Annotated in this window: 30 protein-coding genes; 17 read left to right on the top strand and 13 right to left on the bottom strand. The window is 42.0% G+C overall.

What is annotated here, in order from left to right; all coding sequences use genetic code 11:
* The first annotated feature begins 19 nt into the window (after positions 1-19).
* Together AAGR14_RS11195 and corA are read left to right on the top strand one after the other, a co-directional pair.
* The gene (locus AAGR14_RS11195; RefSeq protein ID WP_342644298.1) at positions 20-628 is read left to right on the top strand and encodes a WbqC family protein; all 609 of its coding nucleotides are present in this window, start codon (positions 20-22) and stop codon (positions 626-628) included.
* Positions 629-1,759, top strand: a complete 1,131-nt coding sequence (corA, locus tag AAGR14_RS11190; protein ID WP_342644297.1) for a magnesium/cobalt transporter CorA — start codon at positions 629-631, stop codon at positions 1,757-1,759.
* Here the strand turns inward: corA and msrA are convergent, their stop codons facing one another.
* The 3 genes from msrA to AAGR14_RS11175 are packed head-to-tail and all read right to left on the bottom strand — an operon-like array spanning position 1,760 to position 3,640.
* Complete coding sequence (gene msrA / locus AAGR14_RS11185; protein ID WP_342644296.1) at positions 1,760-2,416, bottom strand: peptide-methionine (S)-S-oxide reductase MsrA; 657 nt, start codon at positions 2,414-2,416, stop codon at positions 1,760-1,762.
* Between the two features lie 22 nt (positions 2,417-2,438).
* Complete coding sequence (locus tag AAGR14_RS11180) at positions 2,439-2,678, bottom strand: DUF3820 family protein (RefSeq protein ID WP_342644295.1); 240 nt, start codon at positions 2,676-2,678, stop codon at positions 2,439-2,441.
* Positions 2,679-2,704: 26 nt separating this feature from the next.
* A complete protein-coding gene (locus tag AAGR14_RS11175) occupies positions 2,705-3,640 on the bottom strand; it encodes an MBL fold metallo-hydrolase (protein ID WP_342644294.1) in 936 nt (311 codons plus the stop codon).
* Between the two features lie 142 nt (positions 3,641-3,782).
* On the opposite strand from AAGR14_RS11175, the gene AAGR14_RS11170 reads away from it, so the two are divergent.
* Positions 3,783-4,034: a hypothetical protein gene (locus AAGR14_RS11170; RefSeq protein WP_342644293.1), complete on the top strand. Its 252-nt coding sequence runs from the start codon at positions 3,783-3,785 to the stop codon at positions 4,032-4,034.
* 13 nt (positions 4,035-4,047) lie between these two features.
* Positions 4,048-5,004, top strand: a complete 957-nt coding sequence (locus tag AAGR14_RS11165) for an aldo/keto reductase (protein ID WP_342644292.1) — start codon at positions 4,048-4,050, stop codon at positions 5,002-5,004.
* A gap of 79 nt (positions 5,005-5,083) precedes the next feature.
* Here the strand turns inward: AAGR14_RS11165 and AAGR14_RS11160 are convergent, their stop codons facing one another.
* Complete coding sequence (locus AAGR14_RS11160) at positions 5,084-5,587, bottom strand: 2'-5' RNA ligase family protein (RefSeq protein ID WP_342644291.1); 504 nt, start codon at positions 5,585-5,587, stop codon at positions 5,084-5,086.
* Between the two features lie 524 nt (positions 5,588-6,111).
* On the opposite strand from AAGR14_RS11160, the gene AAGR14_RS11155 reads away from it, so the two are divergent.
* From AAGR14_RS11155 to AAGR14_RS11125, 7 genes are read left to right on the top strand one after another with little or no spacing between them, the layout of a single operon-like run.
* Positions 6,112-6,759, top strand: a complete 648-nt coding sequence (locus tag AAGR14_RS11155; RefSeq protein ID WP_342644290.1) for a GNAT family N-acetyltransferase — start codon at positions 6,112-6,114, stop codon at positions 6,757-6,759.
* A gap of 37 nt (positions 6,760-6,796) precedes the next feature.
* Entirely contained in the window at positions 6,797-7,987 is a 1,191-nt protein-coding gene (gene argG, locus AAGR14_RS11150; protein ID WP_342648675.1) for an argininosuccinate synthase, read from the top strand.
* A gap of 42 nt (positions 7,988-8,029) precedes the next feature.
* Positions 8,030-8,518, top strand: coding sequence for a GNAT family N-acetyltransferase (locus tag AAGR14_RS11145; protein ID WP_342648674.1), 489 nt, complete (start codon positions 8,030-8,032; stop codon positions 8,516-8,518).
* A 4-nt stretch (positions 8,519-8,522) separates the two neighbouring features.
* Positions 8,523-9,524, top strand: coding sequence for an N-acetyl-gamma-glutamyl-phosphate reductase (gene argC / locus AAGR14_RS11140; RefSeq protein ID WP_342648695.1), 1,002 nt, complete (start codon positions 8,523-8,525; stop codon positions 9,522-9,524).
* 33 nt (positions 9,525-9,557) lie between these two features.
* Positions 9,558-10,700, top strand: coding sequence for an aminotransferase class III-fold pyridoxal phosphate-dependent enzyme (locus tag AAGR14_RS11135; RefSeq protein ID WP_342648673.1), 1,143 nt, complete (start codon positions 9,558-9,560; stop codon positions 10,698-10,700).
* Positions 10,701-10,740: 40 nt separating this feature from the next.
* Positions 10,741-11,694, top strand: a complete 954-nt coding sequence (locus tag AAGR14_RS11130) for an N-acetylornithine carbamoyltransferase (protein WP_342648672.1) — start codon at positions 10,741-10,743, stop codon at positions 11,692-11,694.
* A gap of 12 nt (positions 11,695-11,706) precedes the next feature.
* Positions 11,707-12,327, top strand: a complete 621-nt coding sequence (locus AAGR14_RS11125) for an FMN-binding negative transcriptional regulator (protein ID WP_342648671.1) — start codon at positions 11,707-11,709, stop codon at positions 12,325-12,327.
* A 217-nt stretch (positions 12,328-12,544) separates the two neighbouring features.
* On the opposite strand, the gene AAGR14_RS11120 is transcribed toward AAGR14_RS11125, so the two are convergent.
* Both AAGR14_RS11120 and AAGR14_RS11115 read right to left on the bottom strand, forming a co-directional pair.
* Entirely contained in the window at positions 12,545-12,784 is a 240-nt protein-coding gene (locus AAGR14_RS11120; RefSeq protein WP_342648670.1) for a hypothetical protein, read from the bottom strand.
* A gap of 104 nt (positions 12,785-12,888) precedes the next feature.
* On the bottom strand, positions 12,889-14,199 hold the full coding sequence (locus AAGR14_RS11115) for an NAD(P)/FAD-dependent oxidoreductase (RefSeq protein WP_342648669.1): 1,311 nt from the start codon (positions 14,197-14,199) through the stop codon (positions 12,889-12,891).
* A gap of 205 nt (positions 14,200-14,404) precedes the next feature.
* Here AAGR14_RS11115 and argB point away from each other — a divergent pair, with 205 nt between their 5' ends.
* The 5 genes from argB to AAGR14_RS11090 all read left to right on the top strand — a co-directional run bounded on the left by argB (position 14,405) and on the right by AAGR14_RS11090 (position 18,632).
* Positions 14,405-15,196 carry an acetylglutamate kinase gene (gene argB / locus AAGR14_RS11110; RefSeq protein WP_342648668.1) on the top strand — a complete coding sequence of 264 codons (792 nt, stop codon included), beginning with the start codon at positions 14,405-14,407 and terminating at the stop codon, positions 15,194-15,196.
* A gap of 3 nt (positions 15,197-15,199) precedes the next feature.
* Entirely contained in the window at positions 15,200-16,012 is an 813-nt protein-coding gene (gene proC, locus AAGR14_RS11105) for a pyrroline-5-carboxylate reductase (protein WP_342648667.1), read from the top strand.
* A gap of 70 nt (positions 16,013-16,082) precedes the next feature.
* Entirely contained in the window at positions 16,083-17,456 is a 1,374-nt protein-coding gene (locus AAGR14_RS11100; protein WP_342648666.1) for an aspartate kinase, read from the top strand.
* Between the two features lie 135 nt (positions 17,457-17,591).
* Positions 17,592-18,311 carry a pirin family protein gene (locus AAGR14_RS11095; RefSeq protein WP_342648665.1) on the top strand — a complete coding sequence of 240 codons (720 nt, stop codon included), beginning with the start codon at positions 17,592-17,594 and terminating at the stop codon, positions 18,309-18,311.
* Between the two features lie 9 nt (positions 18,312-18,320).
* The gene (locus AAGR14_RS11090) at positions 18,321-18,632 is read left to right on the top strand and encodes a hypothetical protein (protein ID WP_342648664.1); all 312 of its coding nucleotides are present in this window, start codon (positions 18,321-18,323) and stop codon (positions 18,630-18,632) included.
* 84 nt (positions 18,633-18,716) lie between these two features.
* Here the strand turns inward: AAGR14_RS11090 and AAGR14_RS11085 are convergent, their stop codons facing one another.
* From AAGR14_RS11085 to AAGR14_RS11070, 4 genes are all read right to left on the bottom strand, one after another.
* A complete protein-coding gene (locus AAGR14_RS11085) occupies positions 18,717-19,223 on the bottom strand; it encodes a GNAT family N-acetyltransferase (protein WP_342648663.1) in 507 nt (168 codons plus the stop codon).
* Positions 19,224-19,348: 125 nt separating this feature from the next.
* Positions 19,349-20,149, bottom strand: coding sequence for an SDR family oxidoreductase (locus AAGR14_RS11080; protein WP_342648662.1), 801 nt, complete (start codon positions 20,147-20,149; stop codon positions 19,349-19,351).
* Positions 20,150-20,224: 75 nt separating this feature from the next.
* Entirely contained in the window at positions 20,225-20,464 is a 240-nt protein-coding gene (locus AAGR14_RS11075) for a hypothetical protein (RefSeq protein WP_342648661.1), read from the bottom strand.
* Between the two features lie 114 nt (positions 20,465-20,578).
* Positions 20,579-20,929 carry a cupin domain-containing protein gene (locus AAGR14_RS11070; RefSeq protein ID WP_342648660.1) on the bottom strand — a complete coding sequence of 117 codons (351 nt, stop codon included), beginning with the start codon at positions 20,927-20,929 and terminating at the stop codon, positions 20,579-20,581.
* A gap of 197 nt (positions 20,930-21,126) precedes the next feature.
* On the opposite strand from AAGR14_RS11070, the gene trxA reads away from it, so the two are divergent.
* On the top strand, positions 21,127-21,423 hold the full coding sequence (gene trxA / locus AAGR14_RS11065) for a thioredoxin (protein ID WP_342648659.1): 297 nt from the start codon (positions 21,127-21,129) through the stop codon (positions 21,421-21,423).
* A gap of 8 nt (positions 21,424-21,431) precedes the next feature.
* Here the strand turns inward: trxA and AAGR14_RS11060 are convergent, their stop codons facing one another.
* The 3 genes from AAGR14_RS11060 to AAGR14_RS11050 all read right to left on the bottom strand — a co-directional run bounded on the left by AAGR14_RS11060 (position 21,432) and on the right by AAGR14_RS11050 (position 25,173).
* Positions 21,432-21,896: a DUF2147 domain-containing protein gene (locus AAGR14_RS11060; protein WP_342648658.1), complete on the bottom strand. Its 465-nt coding sequence runs from the start codon at positions 21,894-21,896 to the stop codon at positions 21,432-21,434.
* A gap of 85 nt (positions 21,897-21,981) precedes the next feature.
* Entirely contained in the window at positions 21,982-23,376 is a 1,395-nt protein-coding gene (locus AAGR14_RS11055) for a DNA/RNA non-specific endonuclease (RefSeq protein WP_342648657.1), read from the bottom strand.
* A 96-nt stretch (positions 23,377-23,472) separates the two neighbouring features.
* Positions 23,473-25,173 carry a M3 family oligoendopeptidase gene (locus AAGR14_RS11050; RefSeq protein ID WP_342648656.1) on the bottom strand — a complete coding sequence of 567 codons (1,701 nt, stop codon included), beginning with the start codon at positions 25,171-25,173 and terminating at the stop codon, positions 23,473-23,475.
* Positions 25,174-25,211 lie beyond the last annotated feature (38 nt).

Below are 25,211 nucleotides of genomic sequence, written 5' to 3'. Positions count from 1 at the left end.
CAAACATAAATAATCTCTAATGGAAAACGGCGCGTTGCTCCCCATGTTTTATCTACCACCAGTTGAGTACTTTACTGTATTTAACCGGCACAGGCAAAGCGTTATTATCGAAAAGCACGAGCATTTCCCAAAGCAGACTTACCGTAACCGGGCCAATATATATTCTCCGGATGGGGTATTGGCTTTAGTTGTACCGGTAGTTAAAGGCGCAAAGGTACACACGCCGGTAAGCGATGTAAAGATTAGCAATGATTTTAACTGGCAGCGTTTGCATTGGATGAGTTTGCAGGCTTGCTATCGCCGTTCGGCCTATTTTGAATTTTATGAAGATGATTTTGCCCGATTTTACGAGCAGGAATTTACTTACCTATTCGACTACAATGAGCAGATGTTAACCATGATCCTTAAATTCTTGAAGCTGCCTTTAAAATTTGAATATACTACCGAATATCATCGTCATTATGATTTAATGGCTGACTACCGCAACACCATCAATCCAAAGAAGGAATCAGTTTTTGAACAAAAACCATACTTTCAGGTTTTTGAAGAACGTAAAGGCTTTATTAAAAATTTAAGCATTGTAGACTTACTTTTTAACCAAGGCCCGCAATCTTTAAACTACCTGTAAATGAATCTGGCGCAACGCAAGCGTAAATCTTCGAAGATCAATAAAAGAGCCGGCAACGTAGGCGATCGGCCGGGTCTTATCCGTGTACCCGAAGGGGCGCTTAAGCCGCATATCAAAATATATTCATACAAAGCACAGGAGCTGGTAACCTCTATCGGCGAAAATATATCGACTATATTTGACCAGCTAAACGAGTGCACAGACCATACCCATTGGATTAAAATTAACGGCTTGGGTGACGTTAAGCTTATCGAAGAAATAGGTCATCGTTTAAACATCAGCGACTTAGTGCTCGAGGATATTATGAATACACATCAGCGACCTAAGTTTGATGAGTATGACCAATACGTTTTTGGTACCAGCCGGTTAATTACTACTGACGAAAATTGTGAGTTAGCCAATTCACAATTTTCGGTTATTGTGCGCGATAACATGGTTATAAGTTTTGAGGAAACCTACGAGGAAAACTTTGAGGGCCTTGAAAAACGACTTACAGCGCAGAAAAGCCCTATCCGCACATTAGGCCCAGGCTTTATTTGTTATGCTTTGTTTGATACTGTTATTGACTGGTATTTTGTTGCTCTTAATCAGATTGGCGATGAATTAGAAGCTATTGAAGATCGCATCTACGACAAGGCAGACAAAACAATCATGTACGATACACAGCATTTGAAGCGTACACTTATCGTATTGCGCCGGGCAAGCTGGCCCGAGCGCGACAAGATTAACGATATGATCCGTACGGAAAGTCCGCTGATTACCAAAGAGACCAAAACCTATTTGCGGGATGCATACGACCATTGTATCCAGATTATTGATCTGATTGAGAGCTACAAAGAGATTAGTGCAAGTAACATCGACTTATACCTGTCAATGGTAAGTAACCGCATGAACGAGATCATGAAGGTACTTACCATAATATCAGTCATCTTCATTCCGCTTACTTTTGTGGCCGGTGTGTACGGAATGAACTTCGCCCCCACTGATCCTGATACCAACCACCGTTTGCCCGCCAATATGCCCGAGCTTTATGAGCCGCATGGATACCTGTATTGTGTAGGTATTATGCTGGTAATTGGATTGCTACAAGTGCTCTTCTTTTGGAAAAAAGGTTGGTTTAACCGCTTATAGTTATTTAAACTCCGGCTTTAACTGTGCTTTCATGGCTTTCCGCATTTTCATGATCTTAGGCATCGACACCGAAGTAAGGTAAGCGTTATCATCTAAGTGAAGCCGGTAGTAACCCTGATGATATTTTTCGGCCGGATAAAAAGCCGAAAAAGGCGCCACTTGCGTTACAATTTTAGCCGGGTAGTGCTTTGACAGGTTTATTTTGGCTATCTCCTGCTCTAAGATCTGTTTCTCCTGCGGCGTTCGATAAAAGGCAATTGAACGGTAATCAGTACCTTCGTCAGGCCCTTGTCTGTTTAACGTTGTCGGATCATGTGCGTAAAAAAAAGCATCAACCAATGTAGTATAACTAATCAGTTTAGGATCATAATAAACCTGTACCGTTTCAGCATGACCAGTATTACGTGTGCATACATCCTCATAAGTAGGGTTTTTAGTATGACCGCCTGCATATCCTGATATAACCCGGTTTACACCGCGCAACTCAAGCAATGCTTCGCTCATGGCCCAAAAACAGCCGCCGCCAAAAGTGGCTACGGCCTCGCCAGCTGCGGGCTTAGGTAAAGTGGCAAACTGGTTATTTTGACCAGGCTGTCCGTCGGCGCAACTGCTAAAAACTAAGACTAGGCATAAGTATATAATTATCTTCTTCATCATATACTAATAAACGTAATTGACATTAACGTGGACTTACTGAATTCTTTACAGAATGTAATAATGCAGTAAGTCCGTTTAGTTTAATTTCATAAACAGTGGCCAGCATCATACCCAATTTACCTGCGGGCCATCCTCCGCGGTTCATCCATTCCAGGTAGCTTACAGGCAAATCGCATAATAAGGTACCTTTATATTTACCGAAAGGCATAGGCACTCTCACAATGTCTACCAATATTTGCGGGTTTGGCGTAATGTTTTCCACCCCGCAAAAGTAGGCTTTTAAAAGGTTTAATCTATCAACACGCGCGTAATTGCAAAACCAACTACTGCGCCCAGTAAGCCTACTCCCACTTTAAACTTGGTGGTTGATTTAAACGGAGGCACATATTGTGTACCTTTATCACTGGCATAAGCGGCATGCTCGGCGTAGCGCCCTCCGTTAGGCACCGCGAGTTTTTTGAAGTCGTTAGCCAGGCGCTTTAATTCTTCCTGCAATTCGCGACCACGCATAACTGGCCCATGACCGGTAGCGGCGATGCGTGGCTGCAAGTCTGATAATTTTTTAACCGATTCTTCTGCTGCAGCCCAATCTGTAGTCATGTATTTTGGCGGGCCAGACATTTTTTTAATATTCCCCAGAGCGTAAATAGCCGATTCTGGTTTGGTAGTAACAAAGGCATCACCAGCAATCAACGTGGTGTTCAACGGCAAAAATAGTGATACATGTCCGGGCGTATGTCCGGGGGTGTGTATTACTTTCCATTCGGGTAATTCAGGTACGCCATCCTCCATGTTAATAACGCGCAGAGCATCTCCGATGTCTAACGGTTTCTTACGGAAAAATACCGACATCAAAGACATGACGCCTTCTCCTACAGTAGGATCTGCAGGTGGATATGACGATTTTCCTGTTAAATAAGGCGTTTCTAACTCGTGTGCATAAACCGGAACATGCCAGTGTTCCAGCAACTCTTCTAAGCCACCGGTATGATCTGAATGGGCGTGGGTAAGCACAATAGCAGACGGTTTAGTACCGGCACCAAATATTGACTCGGCCATAGCAATAATCCTTTTAGCTGAGCCTTGCACGCCGGTATCTACCAATACCCAGCCTTTAGGGAAACCACGTCTGTTAGCAACGATATATACATTTACAAATAAAATTCGCATTCCCCAAACACCTTGGGCAACCTGGAAATATTTAACTCCTTTATTAAAATTCATAAGTTGGACTTGTTGCCATTATAACAATATTTTATAATTAATAGTTTTTAAGGGAAAACTTTAAGTAGTGTAAACGCCAAACAAATTAGTGTAACAGGTTATTATTGGATACTATAACATACCCTGAAATAACATATATATTATGGAACAGCAATTTGATGCAGTACTTACAGGATCTGACTCTTCGGTTGAAGGAATAGCAACTATGATAAATTATCCAGGCTACAACCGTGCTTACGAGTTTAGCGCCATTGACGGAACTATACAGATGCTTATTGTACAGGATCCGAATGGCCAATGGCACCGTGTTAGCGGCAGCGAACCTTACTTTGCCGGCTGGGTAGACGAGTTAGTTGAACAAATAAGTAAAGTAGACAATACAACTGCCATTTAACCAGCTATTTGTGATGGAAAAAAGAAGTTTAGGAAATTCCGGAATTTCGATTGTGCCTTTTGTTTTTGGTGGTAACGTATTTGGATGGACTATTGATGAACGCAACTCCTTTCAATTACTTGACGCATTTATTGATAACGGCTTAGACTGTGTTGATACCGCCGACGTGTACTCAAGGTGGGTGCCTGGTAATAAAGGCGGAGAATCGGAAACTATCATTGGCCGGTGGCTTAAAAACACCGGTAAGCGTAACAACGTTGTAATTGCTACTAAAGTAGGCAGCGCCATGTCGCCAAACGACAGCCGTAAAAATTTATCTAAAGATTATATTATCAAGGCGGCCGAAGATTCGTTACGCCGTTTGCAGACAGACCACATCGATTTATACCAGTCGCACTACGACGACTTGCAGACACCAGTGCCGGAAACTTTAGAAGCGTATGCACAATTAATTAAAGAGGGTAAAGTAAGAGCCATAGGCACTTCTAACTTTGGCGCCGACAGACTCAAAGAATCTTTGCAGGTGAGTAAAGAATTGAATTTGCCAGGATATGTGAGTTTACAGCCAGAGTATAATTTGTATGACCGAGAAGGTTACGAGAAGGATTTGGAGCCGGTATGCCAGGAGAATAGCGTAGGCGTGATTACCTACTACTCTTTGGCCAGCGGATTTTTGTCCGGAAAATACCGGTCGGAAGCTGACCTAAACAAAAGCAAACGCGGCCAGGGAATCAAAAAATATTTGAATGACAGGGGAATGCGTATCCTTGATGCGCTGGATGAGGTAGCAAAGAATTACAGTACAACCCCTGCAACAGTTGCCCTGGCTTGGGTTATAGCCCGACCAAGTGTTACTGCGCCTATTGCAAGCGCAACCAGTGTACCGCAATTACTCGAATTGGCCAAGGCCGTTGAGTTGAAACTGCCAGCCGAAGTTATACATCAGCTGACAGAAGCCAGCGCTTACTAACATTTTGACTTAAACCTAAAGCTTTTAATTCCCCTGATAAATAACTAATAAATAGTCACTTATCAGGGGTTGTTTTTGATTAACTAAAATCAAAAGTCCTTACAAAATCCCATGGGCCGTTTTTATACTCATAAAGGCTTAACCCGACACCTTTAGCGGTAAAAGGTTTAAATTGTTCTGTAAGCTCGGCCTTCAGAGAACGAGCCAGCTCGGGCGATACTTTGTTTTGCACGGTGATGTGCGCCCACAGCCGTTGGCGGTCTTGTGGAGTAAGCCAATCGAACCATAATTTTTGTAAATAGCTATGTAAATGCCCTAAAGCCGGGCATTCAATACTAAACGCTACTCCGTTACCGATACTTTTTACTTCAGTAGCCTCTAACGATAACGTTGAGTAACGCTTGGCTATAGCGTCAATATCATTAATTAACTGTAATTGATTGGGCGGCAAGTGATGAAACAGTGTTAAATGAGCAGCCAGGTAATTACGCTCGGGTGGAAAGTGCGCCTCGCGAAGCTGGTCAAAATATTGCTGGCTATCGTCGTCAAGTTTTACGGTTAATATTAAAGGAGCATCGGACATGATAGCACAACAGCGCTTTTTTATAAGTGTTTCCGTGCCTTCAAAATCTGCTCAAAATGCTTCGTGGTAATAGTGGTATCATTTATATTAAATAATGCCAATATTTTATTTCATAAATACCCTGCGTAAGATGCTGTAAATAAGTTGATTAATTATACAAATGCTATCAACATGAATAATTTACAAAAGCATAACTTTTATATGCATTTTTTACTTGCATAAATAAAAATTATTTAAATACTTTGCACAAAATTTAAGAACAAAACACGGTTATACAACAATGAAATTACAAAGCATCATAAGGCTATTTACCGGAGCAGTTATTGCACGGTTTGCCGCTGCTTTAATTAGTGTTGTTTCCGTTAACTTCCCGTCACGACGACGATTGTTTATTCCCCGGGTCTGAATAGGTTTATCCTATTCAATCGTTAGTCAACTGAAGTTTTTTCAAACTTCTTTTCAATAAATCCATTAAACAAAGAAGGCTTTACAAGCCGAACCTTTAAGGTAATCGTTAACAGATCATGACCTTACAAGATTTTGATATTATTGTTGCCTCTGAAAAACATGCTGATTACGCTACCCAGATCTGCGATGAAATGGCAGCATCAGCTAAAGCACGCGGTACTGGTATTGCACAGCGTTCGCCCGAATATGTAGCCAATAAAATGCTGGAAGGCAAAGCCATTATTGCTTTGCATAAAGATGGCACCTGGGCCGGTTTTGTATACATTGAAACCTGGAGCCATGGTGATTTTGTGGCTAATTCGGGATTGATTGTAAATCCGGAGTTCCGTAAAGTTGGTTTAGCTAAAGCTATCAAGAAAGCGGTATTCGAGTTGTCGCGCACTAAATATCCCGACGCTAAAATATTTGGATTAACTACCGGATTGGCAGTAATGAAAATTAATTCAGAATTGGGTTACGAGCCGGTTACCTATTCGGAGTTAACGCAGGATGAAGATTTTTGGAAAGGGTGCCGCAGTTGTGTTAACTACGATATTTTAACCAGCAAAGAGCGAAAAAACTGTATGTGTACCGCCATGCTTTGGGACCCGGTAGACAAACAAAATCAAATAGACGAAAAAATGAAGAAAATTACGCATAAGGCTACCTTGCTTGAGCGTATCGAAAACGCAATTAAAAACAGCGTAAAAACTATAACATTTTAATATACAGAGCCAAATATATTTGGATAAGCCCTAACTCATGAAAAAAAAAGTAGTTTTAGCCTATAGCGGCGGATTGGATACCTCTTTTTGCTGCATCTATCTAACACAGGATTTAGGCCTGGAAGTGCATTCGGTAATTGTTAACACCGGTGGCTTTACCGACGATGAGTTAAAACAGGTTGAAGAACGTGCTTACAAAATGGGAGTAACCTCTCACCACGTGGTTGACGAGACTGAAAACTTTTATAACACCTGCGTTCGCTTTCTGATTTACGGTAATGTTCTAAAAAACAACACTTATCCCCTATCGGTAAGTGCCGAGCGCGTGAGCCAGGCAACAGCAATAGCTAATTACGCTAAACAGATTGGTGCTGAGTATGTGGCGCATGGCAGTACTGGAGCTGGTAATGATCAGGTGCGTTTTGATATGATCTTTAACATTCTGGTACCTAATGTTCAAATCTTAACTCCCATCCGCGATTTAAAGTTGAGTCGCGAGCAAGAGATTGAGTATCTGAAAAACCACGGTGTAGAGATGAACTTCGAGAAAGCTAAATACTCTATCAACAAAGGTATCTGGGGAACATCAGTAGGCGGCAAAGAAACACTTACCTCTAACTTAGGCTTACCCGAAGATGCCTGGCCAACGCCAGTGTCATCTACCGAAACCAAAAATATCGAACTTACTTTTGAAAAAGGTGAATTAGTAGGCGTTGACGGCACTACTTACTACCATCCGGCTAAAGCCATCCAGGCACTGCAGGCAATGGCCCAGCCTTACGGTATTGGCCGAGATATACATGTAGGCGATACCATTATTGGCATCAAAGGCCGCGTAGGTTTTGAGGCTGCAGCACCGTTAATCATCATTAAGGCGCATCATACCCTCGAAAAACATGTGCTCACCAAATGGCAGTTGTCGTGGAAAGACCAGTTATCAACTTTTTATGGTAACTGGCTGCACGAAGGGCAGTTTCACGACCCTATTATGCGCAATATAGAAGCTTTCCTTAACGATACCCAGGCTAATGTAAGCGGTAAGGTGTTTGTTGAGCTTAACCCATACCGTTTCCAGGTAACAGGAATTGAGTCTGAGCATGATCTGATGTCGAGCAAATTTGGCAGCTATGGTGAAATGAACAACGCCTGGAGCGGTGATGACGTTAAAGGTTTCTCGAAAATATTTGGTAACCAGGTGATGATTTATCACAAGGTAAACCAGCAATAATTATGAAAATATATTACTCCGTTAGTAAAGCTGAGATATATAATGATAGAAAGTCCGAATCAGTCTATAACCATTAAGCGCGTCAAGCTTAAAGACATAGCGCTCGTTTTGAGTTTGTTCGACAAGTATCGGGTGTTTTATCAGAAAGAGTCAGACGTTAAAGGTGCTCAAGAATTTTTGACTGAGCGTTTAACCAATAACGAATCGGTCATCTTCACAGCTTTATTAAACGAAGCAGATACGTCAATTCCTGTAGGTTTTACACAACTTTATCCTACCTTTTCATCGGGGCGGATGTCCAAAAACTGGATATTGAATGATCTGTATGTTGATGCCGGTTATCGTACGCGGGGCATAGGAAAACAACTGATTGAAACGGCTAAACAATTTGCCCGGAAAGATGGAGCAAAGTTTGTTAAACTGGAAACAGCACACGATAATAGAACAGCGCAAAGCGTTTATGAGGGTATTGGATTTAAACAGTACAACCCTCATGACGGATTTTTAACTTATAAAATTGACCTCAACTAAAATGATGGCAAAAATAAAGGCAGGCGTTATTGGCGGCGCTGGTTACACCGGCGGCGAGTTGTTACGCATATTGCTTAATCACCCGCAAGTTGACATTGCATTTGTGCATAGCAATAGTAACGCAGGCAATAATGTGTACGAGGTACATACCGATCTGTTTGGCGATACCGAATTAAAATTTTCTGGTGAGTTGTCTACTGAAGTCGATGTGTTGTTTTTGTGTGTTGGCCATGGAGATGCCCGCAAGTTTTTAGAAGCTAATCCGTTTCCGGAGAAGGTAAAGATAATTGATTTGAGCCAGGATTTTAGGTTGCAGGACAAGGCTTCTATAACTTACCAGGATACTAATTCTGCACGGCAGTTTGTCTACGGCTTGCCGGAGTTAAACCGCGATGCCATTAAACAAGCGCCTAACATTGCCAATCCGGGTTGCTTTGCTACTTGTTTGCAATTGGGCTTACTGCCGCTGGCAGCCGGTGGGCATTTAAAAAACGAAGTGCATATTACAGCTACTACCGGTTCAACCGGTGCCGGACAAGGTTTATCCCCTACTTCGCATTTTACCTGGCGTAATGATAATCTTTCGGTTTATAAAGCTTTTGACCATCAGCATTTAAACGAGATCGGGCAATCATTAAGGCAATTACAGCCGGGATTTGACCGCGCAATCAACTTTATACCTTACCGCGGCGATTTTACCCGCGGCATTATTGCCTCTATGTATCTGGATTGCGACTTAAGTGCAGACGAATCTATAAAGTTGTATACAGATTATTACGCAGGACACCCTTTTACGCACGTCACCACCCGTAACATTGACTTAAAGCAGATCGTAAATACTAACAAATGCTTCATCCAGGTGCAGAAAAAAGGAGATAAAATATTCATCATTAGTATAATGGATAATTTATTAAAAGGTGCATCCGGCCAGGCGGTACAAAACATGAATTTACTTTTTGGTTTAGAAGAAGCTACAGGCCTTAAACTGAAGGCTGTAGCATTTTAATTATATATTTTTTACTACAAACTTCATTGCACAATGAATTTATTTGATGTTTACCCTATAAATCCAATCGAGATTGTAAAGGGTGTTGGCAGTTTGGTTTATGATGCTCAGGGCACCGAGTATCTGGATATGTATGGCGGTCATGCCGTTATTTCTATCGGTCATACCAATCCCCGATACGTTGAACGATTGGAAAACCAATTACATCAAATAGGTTTTTATTCAAACTCTGTTGAAATTCCGCTGCAAAAGCAACTGGCCGAAAAATTAGGTCAGGTATCGGGCAAAACTAACTATCAACTATTTTTATGTAATTCGGGTGCCGAAGCGAATGAAAACGCCTTAAAGCTGGCATCTTTTTACAATGGTAAAAAGAAAGTGATTGCCTTTCATAGAGCTTTCCACGGTCGCACGTCTCTTGCTGTTGCTGCTACCGACAACCCTAACATTGTTGCGCCGGTAAATGAAACAGACAACGTTATCTTTTTGCCATGGTGCGATGAAGCCGCTTTGGAGCAAGCTTTCGCGGATAACGAAATATCATCGGTCATTATTGAAGGTATCCAGGGTGTAGGCGGTATACAGGTAGCTACTGAAAGCTTTCTGCAAAAAATCCGTGCGCTTTGTGATGAACATAACGCTGTGTTTATAGCGGATTCGGTGCAATGTGGCTATGGCCGTACCGGCAAGTTTTACTCGCATGATTTTGCCGGTGTTGAAGCCGACATTTACAGCATGGCCAAAGGTATGGGTAATGGTTTCCCGATTGGCGGCATTAGTATATCGCCTAAAATTAAGCCGGCTTACGGCATGTTGGGCACCACTTTTGGCGGTAACCATTTGGCATGTGCGGCTGGTTTAGCTGTGCTTGAGGTAATGGAGCAAGACAACCTGATGCAAAATGCAGCCACTGTTGGCCAGTACCTGATTGATGAGCTGAAAAATTTTGACCAGGTTAAAGAAGTTAGGGGCCGTGGCTTAATGATCGGTATTGAATTACCAGAAGAATTGGCCAACGTGCGTAAAGATCTGCTTTATAAGCACCACATATTTACCGGCGAAGCAAAACCCAACGTGGTACGCTTACTGCCGGCACTTAATTTAACTCAAGCTCACGCCGACCGGTTTTTGGAGGCTTTCGCCACCACTTTAAAATCTGTACCGGTAGTAGCCTAACTATTAATACAGCCGTTAGTAGGCAGCATACAACGCAAGAATGAAACAATTTACATCTGTACACGATGTTACTGATATAAACGCCTTGGTAGCCGAGGCTTTAGCGCTAAAGCAAAACCCATACGTTAATCAGCAATTGGGTAAAAATAAAAGTATCGGATTAATATTCTTAAATCCAAGCTTGCGCACGCGTATGAGTACCCAGAAAGCAGCGCTTAATTTGGGTATGAATGCCATGGTGCTTAATATTGATAAAGAAGGTTGGGCGCTGGAATTGCAGGACGGCGCCATAATGAATGGCACCACAGTTGAACATATACGTGAAGCCGCCGCTGTTTTAGGCCAGTATGTTGATATCATTGGAGTTCGTTCTTTTCCGGGACTTAAGAACCGCGAAGAGGATTACAGCGAAACTATTTTTAACAAGTTTGTGGAATTCTGTGGTGTACCAGTGGTAAGCCTGGAATCGGCTACACGCCATCCGCTGCAGAGCCTGGCCGATTTGATTACTATTACAGAGCTTAAATCGGTTGAGCGGCCAAAAGTTGTACTGACCTGGGCGCCGCATATAAAACCACTGCCTCAGGCCGTACCTAATTCATTCGCAGAATGGATGTGCCGTGCCAACGTTGATTTTGTGATTACTCATCCCGAAGGGTACGAGCTAAGCACTGAGTTTACTGAAGGCGCAACTATAACACATAACCAGCAGGAAGCATTAAAAGATGCGGACTTTATTTATGTAAAAAACTGGTCGGCCTATGAACCTTATGGTGAAATGCCAGGTTTAGGAAACTACGATAATTGGATGCTCACTAACGAAAGCCTGCAGCAGAGTAATAATGCTAAAGTAATGCATTGTTTGCCAGTACGCCGCAATATCGAGTTATCGGACGAGATACTGGATGGTCCGCATTCGGCTGTTATCCACGAAGCTGGCAATCGTGTTTGGGCTGCGCAGGCAGTGTTGAAGCAAATTTTACAAGGTTTGTAACCTAAGCCAAACGTGTACATTCCCAAACATTTTAACATTAGTGATATTGGCGAAGCTGTAAATTTTATGCAGCGTTACAGCTTCGCTACGCTTATCAACGTTTCCGGCGGTTTGCCGGTAGCTACTCATCTGCCCTTCGTGGTAGAACAACATGATGAGCGTGTTGTCCTTTATTCGCATTTGGCGAAAGCCAATACCCAGTCTGCGGATTTACTCAGCGGTAATTCGTTGGTTATCTTTACCGAACCACATGCTTACATCGCTCCGAAGCTTTACGAAAAGGAGTTGAACGTACCAACATGGAATTACCTCGCAGTGCATGCTTATGGGCAAGTGCAACTAGTTGAAGATGAGACGGAACAATTGCGTGAGCTTGAGCGTATGATTACATATTATGATGCCGGGTACCTCAAGCAATGGTCCGGCTTCCCGCTCGAGTATAAACTGAAGCTATGTAAAGGCATTGTGTTGTTTAAAATTACCGTCACCGACTTGCAAGGCAAAAAGAAGCTGAGCCAAAACAGAACAGATACCGATCGGCAATCCATCATCAGTGCTTTCAGTCACAGCACAGATGCAAACGAGCAAACTATTGCCGACTATATGGTACAGGATTATAATCGGAATAAGTAAACCTTATTATAAGGTGTTTGCCCAAGCACTTATCATTTTATTTAGCCTCTGCAATAACAATATCAAAAAACATTATAAACATAAGCGTGCTTTGTGGTGCATTACCAATAAATGTTTAATATGCCGAACAGGATGCTCGTGCAGCCTTCGCGATTAATAAAATAACAAAGCCGGTTAAATTTGATTTTAACCGGCTTTATTTAAAAGATAGTGCATCTCAATCACTTCCTTCTAATTTCACTAATTTGTTGTACAAGCCTAACAGCAAAAACGGTGCTGCCCATTGGCCAACAAACAAAGCGGTTTTGTCTTTCTTTAAAATTTTCAATGTTGCCGATGTAGCCATTGAACCTAATGCCGCCCATAAAAACAAGTCGGATGGTAGCTTGGCCGTTTGCTGCTCAATAGCTTTAGCCACTGGGCCTTCGCTATGTTCAGGATTGAAATTTGTTGCCATGATTTGAGTTTTAGTTGTTTATTAATTTAACAACAACACATTACAGAATTTGTTAACACAATTAATTAAAAGTTTAATACTTATTTCAGCACTCAAATGCGGGCTTACTTTGCAACCGGTTCGGTCATCATTGTTTCTTTATTAAAATATCGGATGATTAATCTGTTGTCTGTGTTTTTAGTGAAGTAGTTAATTACCCAATTGCAAAAAACCACTAGTTTGTTACTAAACCCGGCCAACGACATCACATGCACAAACATCCAGATGAGCCAAGCGAAAAAGCCCTGAAAATGCAGTTTGCCTAAATCGGCAACGGCTTTGTTTCGACCAATGGTAGCCAACGATCCTTTGTCGTGATACTTAAAAGGTTCGGTCTTCTGTCCCTTTATTATATTGATTATGTTTTTGGCCAAATGTGCCCCCTGCTGTATGGCTACGGGTGCAACACCCGGATGCCCCTCGGGCGAGTCGGGCGTAATCATGGCCGCAACATCGCCAATAGCAAATACGTTTTGATAGCCTTTAACCCGGCTAATCTCGTCGGTTTGTATTCGCGCACCGCGTACAACAATGTCTTGTGATATACCTTCCGGCACTTCTCCTTTCACTCCTGCTGCCCAAAAAACGTTTTTTGTCCGCACAGTAACGCCATTATCAATTTTAAGTTCATCACCGTTATAACTGGTTACATGCACGTCATTATAAATAATTACACCCATGTCGGATAAAAACTCTTTAGCTTTTACCGAGGCCTGTTCAGACATGGCAGCAATTAGTTTGGGCTTCCCTTCAGCTAGGTATACTTTCATATCGTCAGGCTTCAAATCCGGAAAATCTTTGCAAAGCATATTTGTACGCATTTCGGCAAGCGCTCCTGACAACTCTGCTCCCGTTGGTCCGCCACCTACTACTACAAAGGTTAATAGCGCATCGCGCTCGGCTTTATCAGCGGTAACGGCTGCCTTTTCGAGGTTTTGCAACACCGAGCTACGAATATTTAGTGCCTCCGGTATATTTTTCATCGGCATGGTAAAATGCTCAATTTCTTTATTGCCAAAGTAGTTGGTATTAGCTCCGGTAGCTATCACCAAATAATCGTAATGTATATCGCCTAAGGATGTGCTCACACTGCTGGTATCAGCGTTTATTTTTTGCACTTCGGCCATGTGAAAAGCAAAGTTTTTATAGCCGGTAAAAATACGGCGGATGGGAAATCCTACCGCATCAGCCTCAATAGCACCTATTGCCACCTGATACAGTAATGGCTGAAAAGTGTGATAGTTATGTTTATCTATCATTACCACCTCAACGTCTTCGTTGCGCAGGTGCCGCCCAACGTTTACGCCGCCAAAGCCACCGCCAATGATAACCACACGTGGTTTACCAGACGATTTTCCTAAAAACATATCAGCCATCTGCAATAGTAAAAATTTACTGTAGAACCTGTGTTAGGTAATTTATGTTTGGCAGATTATTTTTATAAATAATCATTGGTATCAAAATCGCAATGAACAAGGCACTTTGCTGTTTTCTTTATATGGAATCACCTTTTTTATGATTTATGTTATAGAAAATAACTATTATAGCCTCGGTTAGCGAATTTAGCTCAAAATCAGTGTTATGAAACCTTTATATATTATTAAGATAGGCGGAAACGTAATTGATAATTCTGAAAATCTTTATCACTTTTTGAAAGATTTCACGGCTTTAGACGGTTATAAAATACTGGTTCATGGCGGCGGTAAAATAGCTACCCAGATTTCGGAGCAAATGGGTATAGAAGCTAAGCTGGTGGATGGCAGGCGCATTACTGACATTGAAACCCTCCGCGTAGTAACTATGGTATATGCTGGGCTTATCAATAAAAATATTGTAGCACAGTTGCAGCGCTTTGGCACCAATGCTATTGGACTTACCGGAGCCGACGGTAACTTCATTAAGGCCACGAAGCGCCCCGTCAAAACTATCGACTACGGTTTTGTAGGCGATATTAATAATGAGTCGGTAAATGCGGTTAATTTAAGTGCTTTAATAGAAGCGGGTTTTACCCCGACTTTTTGTGCGTTAACACATGATGGCGACGGACAAATGCTTAATACCAATGCCGATACTATTGCCTCGGCATTAGCCGTCGCTTTATCAGCCCATTATGAAACTACATTGATCTATTGCTTTGAGAAAAAAGGGGTGCTGCAAGACATCAACAATGAGGAATCGTTGATCAGAGAAATTAATCCGCAACGCTACGATGAGTTAAAAAAAGATCAAATAATTCACAGTGGGATGTTACCCAAGCTTGATAATGCTTTTGCAGCCATTGGTAATGGTGTAAAAGCGGTAGTTATTGGTAAGTCTGATGAATTAAAAAACTTGCAGCAAAATCAACCCTTCGGAACACGATTAAGTAATTAAACTATGAATAGGAACATCGCTATTTTAGGCAGTGGTAATATAGGTTTATCATTGGCCAAAGGATTAATTAAGGCTAATAAATACGAGCCTGAGCAAATAACCCTTACCCGCCGTAACGTTATGGCTTTAGCCAGTTTGGCCGAAGCCGGTTTAGGCACCACGTCTGACAACGCGCAGGCCGTACGAAATGCTGATATCGTCGTGTTGGCTATACTACCGCAACAACTCAATAAGCTTCTGAACGAAATAAAACCGGCGATCCGCTCGGGCGAGCACCTGCTGATTTCGGTAGTGTCGGGTGTAAGTTGCGAAGATATTCGTAAACAATTGAATATGGATGTACAAGTAGTGCGTGCCATGCCTAACACCGCTATTGCCATAGGCCACTCCATGACTTGTATTGCTACCGATAAAGCCAGTGCCGAAAGCATGGCCGTGGTACAATCTATTTTTGATACTGTGGGCATCACCGTTCAGATTAATGAAGAACTCATGACCTCAGCTACTGCATTATGCGCCTGCGGTATAGCGTTCTTTTTGCGCTCTATTCGTGCTGCATCGCAAGGCGGTACCGAAATTGGTTTCCATGCTCATGATGCGCTTAAAATGGCTGCCCAAACTGCTAAAGGTGCTGCCGATTTGCTTCTGCAATTAGCCTCGCACCCTGAGCAGGAGATTGACAAAGTAACGTCGCCTAAAGGATGCACCATTGCCGGGCTTAATGAGATGGAGCACCATGGCTTTAGTTCTGCACTGATAAAAGGTATTAAATTGTCGGCCGAAAAAGCCGGGGCTTTATACACCAAAGAAAGTTAAGCTTCTGTACAAAAGCATTGTTTTGACGCGTTAATCGGAGTAGATTAGCGCACTTTTTAATTACTGATTGATGTTAACTGTTGAAAAAATAGGCGGCACTTCCATGAGTGCCCTGCAGGATGTTATAAAAAATGTCATCCTATATAACCGTACCGGCAACGAGCTTTACAATCGCATATTTGTGGTTTCGGCATTTTCGGGTGTTACCAATTTACTGCTCGAAAACAAAAAGACCGGCGAACCTGGTGTTTACCATTTAATTGCCCGCCAGGAAAATTTCAGAACTGCGTTGGAAGATTTAATTGTAAAGCTTAAAGAGCTTAACAAAAAATATGAGTCGTTGGGTTTGGATTTGCCTGCAGCTGACGAATTTATTGAGAAACACGTGCGCCATGCCCAGGGTTTTCTCGAAAATTTGTCGGGTATACTGGCGTCGGGCTATGTAAGTACCGAGGGGATTTTACAGGCGGCGCGTGAGATTTTAGCCTCTATTGGCGAAACACATTCTGCTTATGTGCTCACCAGTATTTTACAAGGAATGGGCATCAATGCTACTTTGGTTGATTTGAGCGGATTTCATGACCATGAGCCATATACCATTGATGAACGTATTAAGCAGGCCTTTAAAGATATAAACTTAGCCAGCACTATCTGTATTGCTACCGGCTACACCAAAGGCACCGAGGGTATTATGCGCGAGTTTGACCGTGGCTATTCCGAAGTTACCTTTAGCAAAATTGCAGTAGCTGTGCATCCGCAAGAAGCTATTATCCATAAAGAGTATCACTTATGCTCAGCCGATCCGGTTTTGGTAGGCATCCACAACTGTGTACCTATTGGCTTTACCAATTATGATGTGGCTGACCAACTGGCTGACGTGGGCATGGAAGCCATTCACCCGAAAGCATCAAAGCCTTTAGAGATCAATAACATTAACCTGCGCGTTAAAAATACGTTCGAGCCTGAGCATCCGGGTACACTGATTACCCGTGAGTATGTATCTCCTGAGAAAAAAGTAGAGGTAATTACCGGCACCAACCGATTAATGATGCTTGATATTTACGATCCGTTAATGGTTGGTAATGTTGGTACAGACTTAGAAATTATGCAAATTTTTAAGAAGCATAATGTAAGTTACAATTTTAAAGCAACCAGTGCCAACAGCATCTCCATCGTTATCTGGGAGAAAGATTATACTAAAGCCCTATATGATGAACTGCATTTAAAATTTGAAAAGGCAACCGCCGAAAAAGTGGCCATTGTTTGCTTAATCAGTTCTAACATGGATCAACCTGGTTTGCTGGCCCGCGCAGCAAGTGCTTTAGCTAAAGCTGGTATCAATATCAAAAGTGCAGGTTTTGCTTTACGACAAATTAATATACAATTTTTGGTAGACCGCCAGGACTTTGATACCGCCGTTATTGCGTTGAACGCAGCGATGTAAACTATTAAAAAAAGCTTGGAAAAGGTTGCCGGATTAAAACGGCAACCTTTTTTTGTTATACGGTATTTCTTAACATACATTAAGAACAGCACGAACAATACGGCTTACTTTTGTTGGTATAAGAAAACAATCATTATGGCAAACACAATATTACATAAAGCAGAAGGCCGGGGTCATGCTAATCATGGCTGGTTAGATAGTTACCACACTTTTAGTTTTGGCAGCTACTACAACCCACAAGCTATGAGTTTTGGTGCCCTGCGAGTGCTTAATGATGATACCGTAAGTGGCGGTATGGGTTTTGGAAGGCACCCGCACGATAATATGGAGATTATTTCTATCCCGTTGGAAGGTGACCTGGAACATAAGGATAGTATGGGTAATGCGGCCATCATCCGCGAGGGTGATATACAAGCGATGAGTGCCGGAACGGGAATTTACCATAGTGAGCAAAACGCACACAAAAATGAAAAGGTAAAATTTTTACAGATCTGGATTTATCCCAATCAAAAAAATGTAACGCCACGTTATGATCAACTTACCTTAAACCTAGCCGACCGTCATAACCGTTTACAACAAGTTTTATCGCCCGACCCCGACGACGCAGGTATTTGGATTTACCAGAACGCCTGGTTCCATATAGGGAAATTTGAACAAGGTAAATCGGTTACCTACAGCCTGAAAGACAAGGCACATAATGGCGTTTATGCTTTTATCTTAAAAGGCGACGTAACCATTAACGGACAGAAACTTAACACCCGAGATGGCTTAGGCAGTTGGGATGTTGATGTGTTAGATATTACTGCCGAAACAGAGGCAGAGTTTTTGTTGATGGAAGTGCCGATGGAATTTTAAAATAGAGTGATGGAAAAAACTAAGATTCTGGCGATAGGCCGCCACCCCGAAATTATGGAGACCGTTATTAGGCTGATTAACAACAATCCTGACTGGACCGGCTCCTCGGCACTTACAGATAAAGAAGCCGTGCAGGCATTTGATCATGAAATTTTCGATTTGATTATGCTGTGCAGCGGCATTGAGCCAGAATCTGAAGAAAACTTACGAGCTTACTTCACAGCACATCGCCCATCGTGTAAAATTATTCAGCATTATGGCGGTGGCAGTGGTTTGCTTACAGCAGAGATTTACGAGGCACTCAACCAAAATAATTTATAGACATAGCATCTTGTCAGTTAAATCATCGAACCGAACATCAGCGGCATCAAAGATTCGATGGTGTTTGGCTCGTTTTATAAGATTTTAAACCGGCTTTTCCATTATCATTAAATCAACAGGCACTTTGGCTATGCTGGTTTCGGTGATTAAAGGAATTGTTTCGCCAGTAGGCATAAAACCACGGCGTTGATACCAGGCAATAAGCTCATGTCGGCTGGTTATCACAGATATTTTAATAAATTTACAATCTTCTCTGCGCGCATATTCGTCGGCGGCCATAAGCAATTGCCGGCCAATACTAGCGTTTTGCATAAGCGGATTTACCGAGAGCATGCCTAAATACAAACGCTGGTTAGCAGTCTTTTCCAGGTATACGCATCCAACAATTTCATCCTCGCTGTTGGTGTATTTTAAGATAGCAATTTCCGGACGCGCAAAATAACTGCTGAGTTCATCTTCATCAATTCTAATACCTTCAAGCAAATGGCTCTCGCTTGTCCATCCTAATTTTGAAGTTTCGCCACGGTATGCATTGTTCACCAATTTATTTAACACCGGTACATCTGATAACTGAGCTTGAGTAATGGGCATGTTGCTATGTTGGGCCGCAAACTTACATTCTTAAACCCTACCAACAAAAAACCTTTTCAACAAAAACACCCCAAACCCGGCGTAATTACCGGCTTCAGGGTGTCATCATCTAACTAAGGTTTCTTTTAGCTGTTATCGTCAACTGGTTTTTGCTGCTCATTCATCATATGTGCAACTGTGGTTTCTGGCATTACATTGCTCATGCCTACCATCATTTTATTTTTTAAGCCTGATGTTACTTTGTCATCTCCGGCCATTAAAGCATTGAAACCATCCTGTGCCACATCGGCGGGGTCAGACAATGAGCTTTTATCCTGCACAATTTTGCTATTTTGCATATCGGCTTTATTAAAGAAATCCGTATCTGTAGCACCTGGCAAAAGAGCAGTTACCGTAACATTGGTGTCCTTTAACTCTTCACGGATAGCTTCAGAAAAAGACAGGATAAACGCTTTAGTACCGTGATACACTGACTGCCAAGGGCCTGGCGTAACACTGGCAATAGATGCCAGTTGCAATATTTTGCCGTCGTTGCGGGCCACCATGTCTTTTAAAAAGCACTTGGTTAAGATAACGGTAGCGCTGATGTTAAGTTGTATAATATCGAGTTCGCGATTAATGTCAGTATCTTTAAACTCACCGTAATAGCCTTGTCCGGCATCGTTAACTAATACGTCAACCTGTAAGCCTTTGGCTTTTACTTCGTCATAAACGGCGAAAACCTCCTCACGGTTAAATAAATCTTTGGCTAAGGTAATTACATCTACTCCGCTTTGCCTAAACTCAGTAGCGCAGGCATTTAATTCCTGCTCGTTACGCGCTACCAATATTAAGTTGTAATGTTCGCGTGCAAAAATTTTGGCCAGTTCGCGGCCTATGCCCGAGGTACCACCGGTAATCAGTGCATACTTGTTGTTATTTGCCATAGTTGAAGTTGTTAATTATTTTAATTACTAATTAACAATAGTTCAGCTATGGCAAATGTTTTAAAATTTATGTAATTAGTTGCTTTCGGCCTGACGACTTTTTTTGGCAACGGCCCTTCTAATAATTTCGTCGCGAATTAATGCACACTTTTCATAGTGTTCAAGATGTATATTATGATCGAGCATTTGCTCTAAATCATAAAGTGTTTTGCTTACGAATTCGAGGTTGGCAGTACTCAATGCGGCGATAGGCTGAAAATATCCGTCGGGGCTGTAAAAGCCCAAAGTGGAGTTGGGACGATTTATCTGATCCATGGTTAAATTAATTAAGGTAACCTTAAATTAATCTAATGGAAACATAACTCCAAATTTTTGCCGAAAAAATTTATTAAAAGCCGTGCGCGTCACATCAACTGAGGTATCAATCCATTAAACCTGCTTTTCTTGCAACTCCTGCAAGTCTTCGCGTATTGGGTTAAATATATCCAGCAATTTACAATCGGTTATGGCGCGGCCTCCATGAGGTATGTTAGGTGGGATGATTGCAAAAGTATTGGTATCCAATATTTGTGATTCTCCGTTAACAGTAAGCTCAAATTGGCCTTCTAACACAAAGGCACATTGATGATGAATATGTGTATGTATAGCTGATACTGCTCCGGCTTTTACTTCCAGGAAATTTAAGGTGTTTACGCCGGTATGTATTAACTGAGCCATATAACCCGCTGACATTTCAACCGGTTTAATATCACTGAATTTTTTAAAAATATTGGTATCCATAAGAATTTCGTTTTTAAATTAAGATATTAAAATTTAGAGGGCTATCCGAAAGATATGTTTGTTAACGTGCGAATATAATAACTGAACAATATACCAGTGTTTACTTACCGATCCTGTCGGCAAAAAATAAAGACTTCGTTCAATACAACCTAAAACGGAAACCCGATATTTTTGTTGAATATATTAAACTTAAGAAGATGGCAACATTTGCAGATATAATTAAAGCTGACCAGCCGGTACTGGTAGATTTTTCGGCGGAGTGGTGCGGACCGTGTAAAATGATGGCTCCTATATTAAAGCAGGTAAAAGACGAGATGGGTGATCGGGTAAAAATTGTGAAGATAGATATTGATAAAAATCCGTCGGTAGCTAATGCCTACAACATTCAGGGTGTACCAACGCTTATTTTATTCAAAGGCGGGCAAAATAAGTGGCGCCAAAGCGGTGTGATGCAGGCCTCGCAAATTAAACAGGTAATACAGCAGCATCTTTAACAGGGTACTTACTGCACTCGGTAAAAATTCATACTGCGGCCAATAAATTTAAAATGCCAGTAGCCGGTTACTTTCATAGCACCGTCGGGTAATATCTGCGCCGACGAATTCCACTTTTTACCGGATTGTGCATCGTAGATCACTCCGTTTTCCCAACTATCGGTTTTGGGTTTATATTCCAGTTCTTCAACAACATTAGTCCCTATAATTTTGCGACTACGCAACGATACATCGGGATTTTTAATGTCTAATCTTGTTTCCATTGGGTGAGACGGATCATCCGAATCATCAAACCAAATCAACTTGGCTTTATAGTCCTCATTGTCCCGGTAAACCTGAACAATACAGTTTTTTTTCTCCGACCGCCATTTGCCACATATACGTTCGCACGGTTCAATACGATAGTTAGATGCTGTCAGAGGCAAGCTCATACCAGTGAGCATCAACCCAATCATCGCAATGCGCTTCACCATAATTCTTCGTCGTTTTAATATAATACATAACGGCGAAAAAATTACAAATGTTTTACAAAGTCATCTGAATGCGAAACTTTGTTAACTAGTACCTAATAATATAGCCATCGTCTGCACTAATGCCACTATCCTTTCGTGTCTCAATAGCATCTTGAACATCTTTAGGTAATTTAGACAACAGATTGTAACCCGTTGTTTTTTCGATGTCGCGTACTGTACAAATGTATTTAGTCCAGTCGGCGCTGATGCTGTTATTATTTGGCGTGTTCACGGCAATTACCCTGGTAGATGCATTGATGCGCTGCAAATCATTATTACCGTTTGGTATAACTACAATTACCTTCCAAACGTTAGATGGTACGGTGATGTGACCATTATCAATGGTAGTAAATTTGCCTTGCGTGCCATATCCGCCTTGACCATAGCTACCCATTATAATATATACTTCGTTACCTTTATTAACAAGCATACGCTCGTAACCCTCTAAATTCCCCCAGGTATTTTCATTATTGGCGGGTGCCTGCGGAATCATATTAGTCATCAAAAACGTTGCTGAGTTTGCCTTTAATGATACCGTACGGTCTGCCGACGGGCAATTGTGACCACGTTCAAAGCCGCTGCCAACATAACTGGTGCTTTGTACTTTGTACCAGCCATCGGGTAAGCTATCATCAGGTCTAAAATCGTTTACACGTTTAACAGACCCCAGCCACTCATCACCCAGGTACCAGCAAACCCAATTTGGTCCGCCCCTGCTCCTATTATAACTAAGTGTGTAATACGGCTTTATCATTAAATAATTGTCGGGCACGTTCACATTTGCCACGGCATTGCTTGGGTTGCCCAGTAATAAATTGCTGTTATCGCCGGTTACGGGTGCGCTATGATCAACGTTTGTAGCTGTGTTTTGCGTGTTTATTGTGCTACCAGAACCTGTTGGTAATATGGTAAAGTCATCAATATTAATGCGGTTGTTGCCTCCTGAAATTTTGACAATCTCAAACCTTACCGGCTTTTGCTGATTGATGCTGAAGCTTACAGTTTGTAACTGGTGTTGTTTAGAGGTGATGTCGGGGCCAACCTGTTGATAAGAACTACCTCCATCGGTCGACATTTTTAATTGCCACCGGGCTGTCTCGTTTTTTTGGTAGGCTGCGTGCTTGATTGTTACCTGAGCAACGCCCGTTATATCAAAATCCATCCGAAGTTCGCCGCGGTTGCGGATCCGTACCGACTGGTTTCCGCTGCGTGCATCTTTGGTGGTGCCGGCAATTAAAGCGTCGCTTAAATACCAGTTACCTGTGCTTAATTTAATCTGCGCAGGGCTATAACCACTTTTACCAGCCGATTCAAAATTCTCGGTTAAGGCGCTGTTTAATTTGCCGCCGCCGGCTGATTGGTAAGTCTTTTTGTTGCGATCGCAGCCCGCTAAAAACAATAAAAAGCCAACAGCTGCACAAAGTTTAAGGATTGGTTTCATGATCAAAAGCAAGAACACTTTAAATATAAAAAAGTGTTCTTGCTTTAAGCATAGCAATCTTAGATGATTGCATAGATAGTACTCAGATAGCGTATATTATATTTTTTCAAGTTCGCTTTTCACAAAAGCTGCCAGTTCTTTTACATAGGCTGCACTAAAATCAAACTGTATGCCCGCAGTTTCGTAAATTTCTTTGATGGTTTTGGTGTAACCTAATTTTAAGGCATCTAAATACTGCTGCAAACCTTTTTCGGGATTCTCTTTGTAATTTTTCCACACGGCAATAGCTCCTAATTGAGCCATACCATACTCAATGTAATAAAACGGAACCTCAAAAATATGTAGCTGTTTTTGCCAAAGGTTGGCTTCCGCGTCCTGGTGTTCGCTCCAGTCTATAAAGCCAGCACCAAAACGCTCATAAATTTGAACCCAGGCTTCGGTACGCTGCACATCGGTATGATCGGGGTTGGTATATAACCAATGCTGAAACTGGTCAACCACAGCTACCCAGGGAAGTGTTTTCAAAACATCAATCAGTTGGTCGCGTTTGGCGCGTTTTAATTCTTCTTCATTGTTAAAATACACATCCCAGTTATCCATCGAGATCAGCTCCATCGACATTGAAGCTAACTCGGCTACCTCGCTTGGACAATGCTTAAAATCGTTTAATTCTAAATCAGCAGTCAGGAAAGTATGGACAGCGTGGCCGCCTTCATGTACCATGGTTGTCAAATCCCGAAATGTATTGGCCGAATTCATGAAAATGAATGGTGCACCGGTTTCGGCTAATGGGTAATTATAACCACCGGGTGCTTTGCCTTTACGGCTTTCCACATCAAACAAGCCATTAGCTTTCATAATTTCTAGGCGCTCGCCCAGGTAGGGGTTTATGCGATTAAAACACTCAATGGATTTATCAACCAGATCGGCACCGTTTTGAAAAGGTTTCAATGCGGGCTTTCCGGTGATGTCTACGTCCATGTCCCAGGGTTTTAAAGTTTCCTGATGCAAAGCTTCGCGTCGTCTCTGAGCTTGCTCGCGCAATACGGGTACTACCTCAGTTTCTATAGCTTCATGAAAATTATAACAGTCTTGCGGGGTGTAATCAAACCGGCCCAGTGCCTGAAACATATAGTCCCTGAAGTTTTCAAAGCCGGCATTCAGCGCCACTTTATGACGTAATACTAATAGCAAATCAAACAATTCGTTTAACGGCTGTTTGTCTTGCAAACGACGGGCGGTAATTTTTTCCCACGCCTCCTGGCGTTTTGCCCGGTCAGTATCTTTTAACAAGGCGGCAGCTTGCTCTAAAGTAAACTCCTTGTCGCCTATTTGTACAGACATCGCACCAGTGATTGACTGGTACTTTTGCTGTTCAACCTGTATTTGCGTTTGTATAGGAATGTTCTCTTCGCGGAATAGCTCGAGTGATTTACGGATACTCCTGAGGTATACAAAGTATTTGTCCTGATCCAGCTGGTCAAGATACTCGTTATCAATCAGTTTTTTATTTAACTCGTTATTGTATGGCGCAATATTGGGTTCGATTTCGGTAGCGAAATACTGAAACTTCTGAAGTAATTCTTCATTGGTTGTGTCGCAGGTCATACGGATATAACGCCATGCAAAATCTTCTTCAAGAGCAGCTTCCAATTCACTTCGGTCTTGCAACCATTGTTCTAAATCGGTTACCGAGTTTATCGGCCTTTCGCTTAATTCTTTAAACAGAGGTTCGAGGTTCTCCCAGTTGGTTTGTAGCTGGGCAGGAATGTATTTTCTTTCTTTGGCAGAAATCATAGTATATAGTTGTTAAGAATAGATGTAAAAACAAATTT

The sequence above is a fragment of the Mucilaginibacter sp. CSA2-8R genome (assembly GCF_038806765.1).
In the GTDB taxonomy this organism is placed as follows: Bacteria; Bacteroidota; Bacteroidia; order Sphingobacteriales; family Sphingobacteriaceae; genus Mucilaginibacter.
The sequence above is the reverse complement of the archived record's forward strand: the minus strand, read 5'-3'. Positions and strand labels throughout refer to the sequence as shown.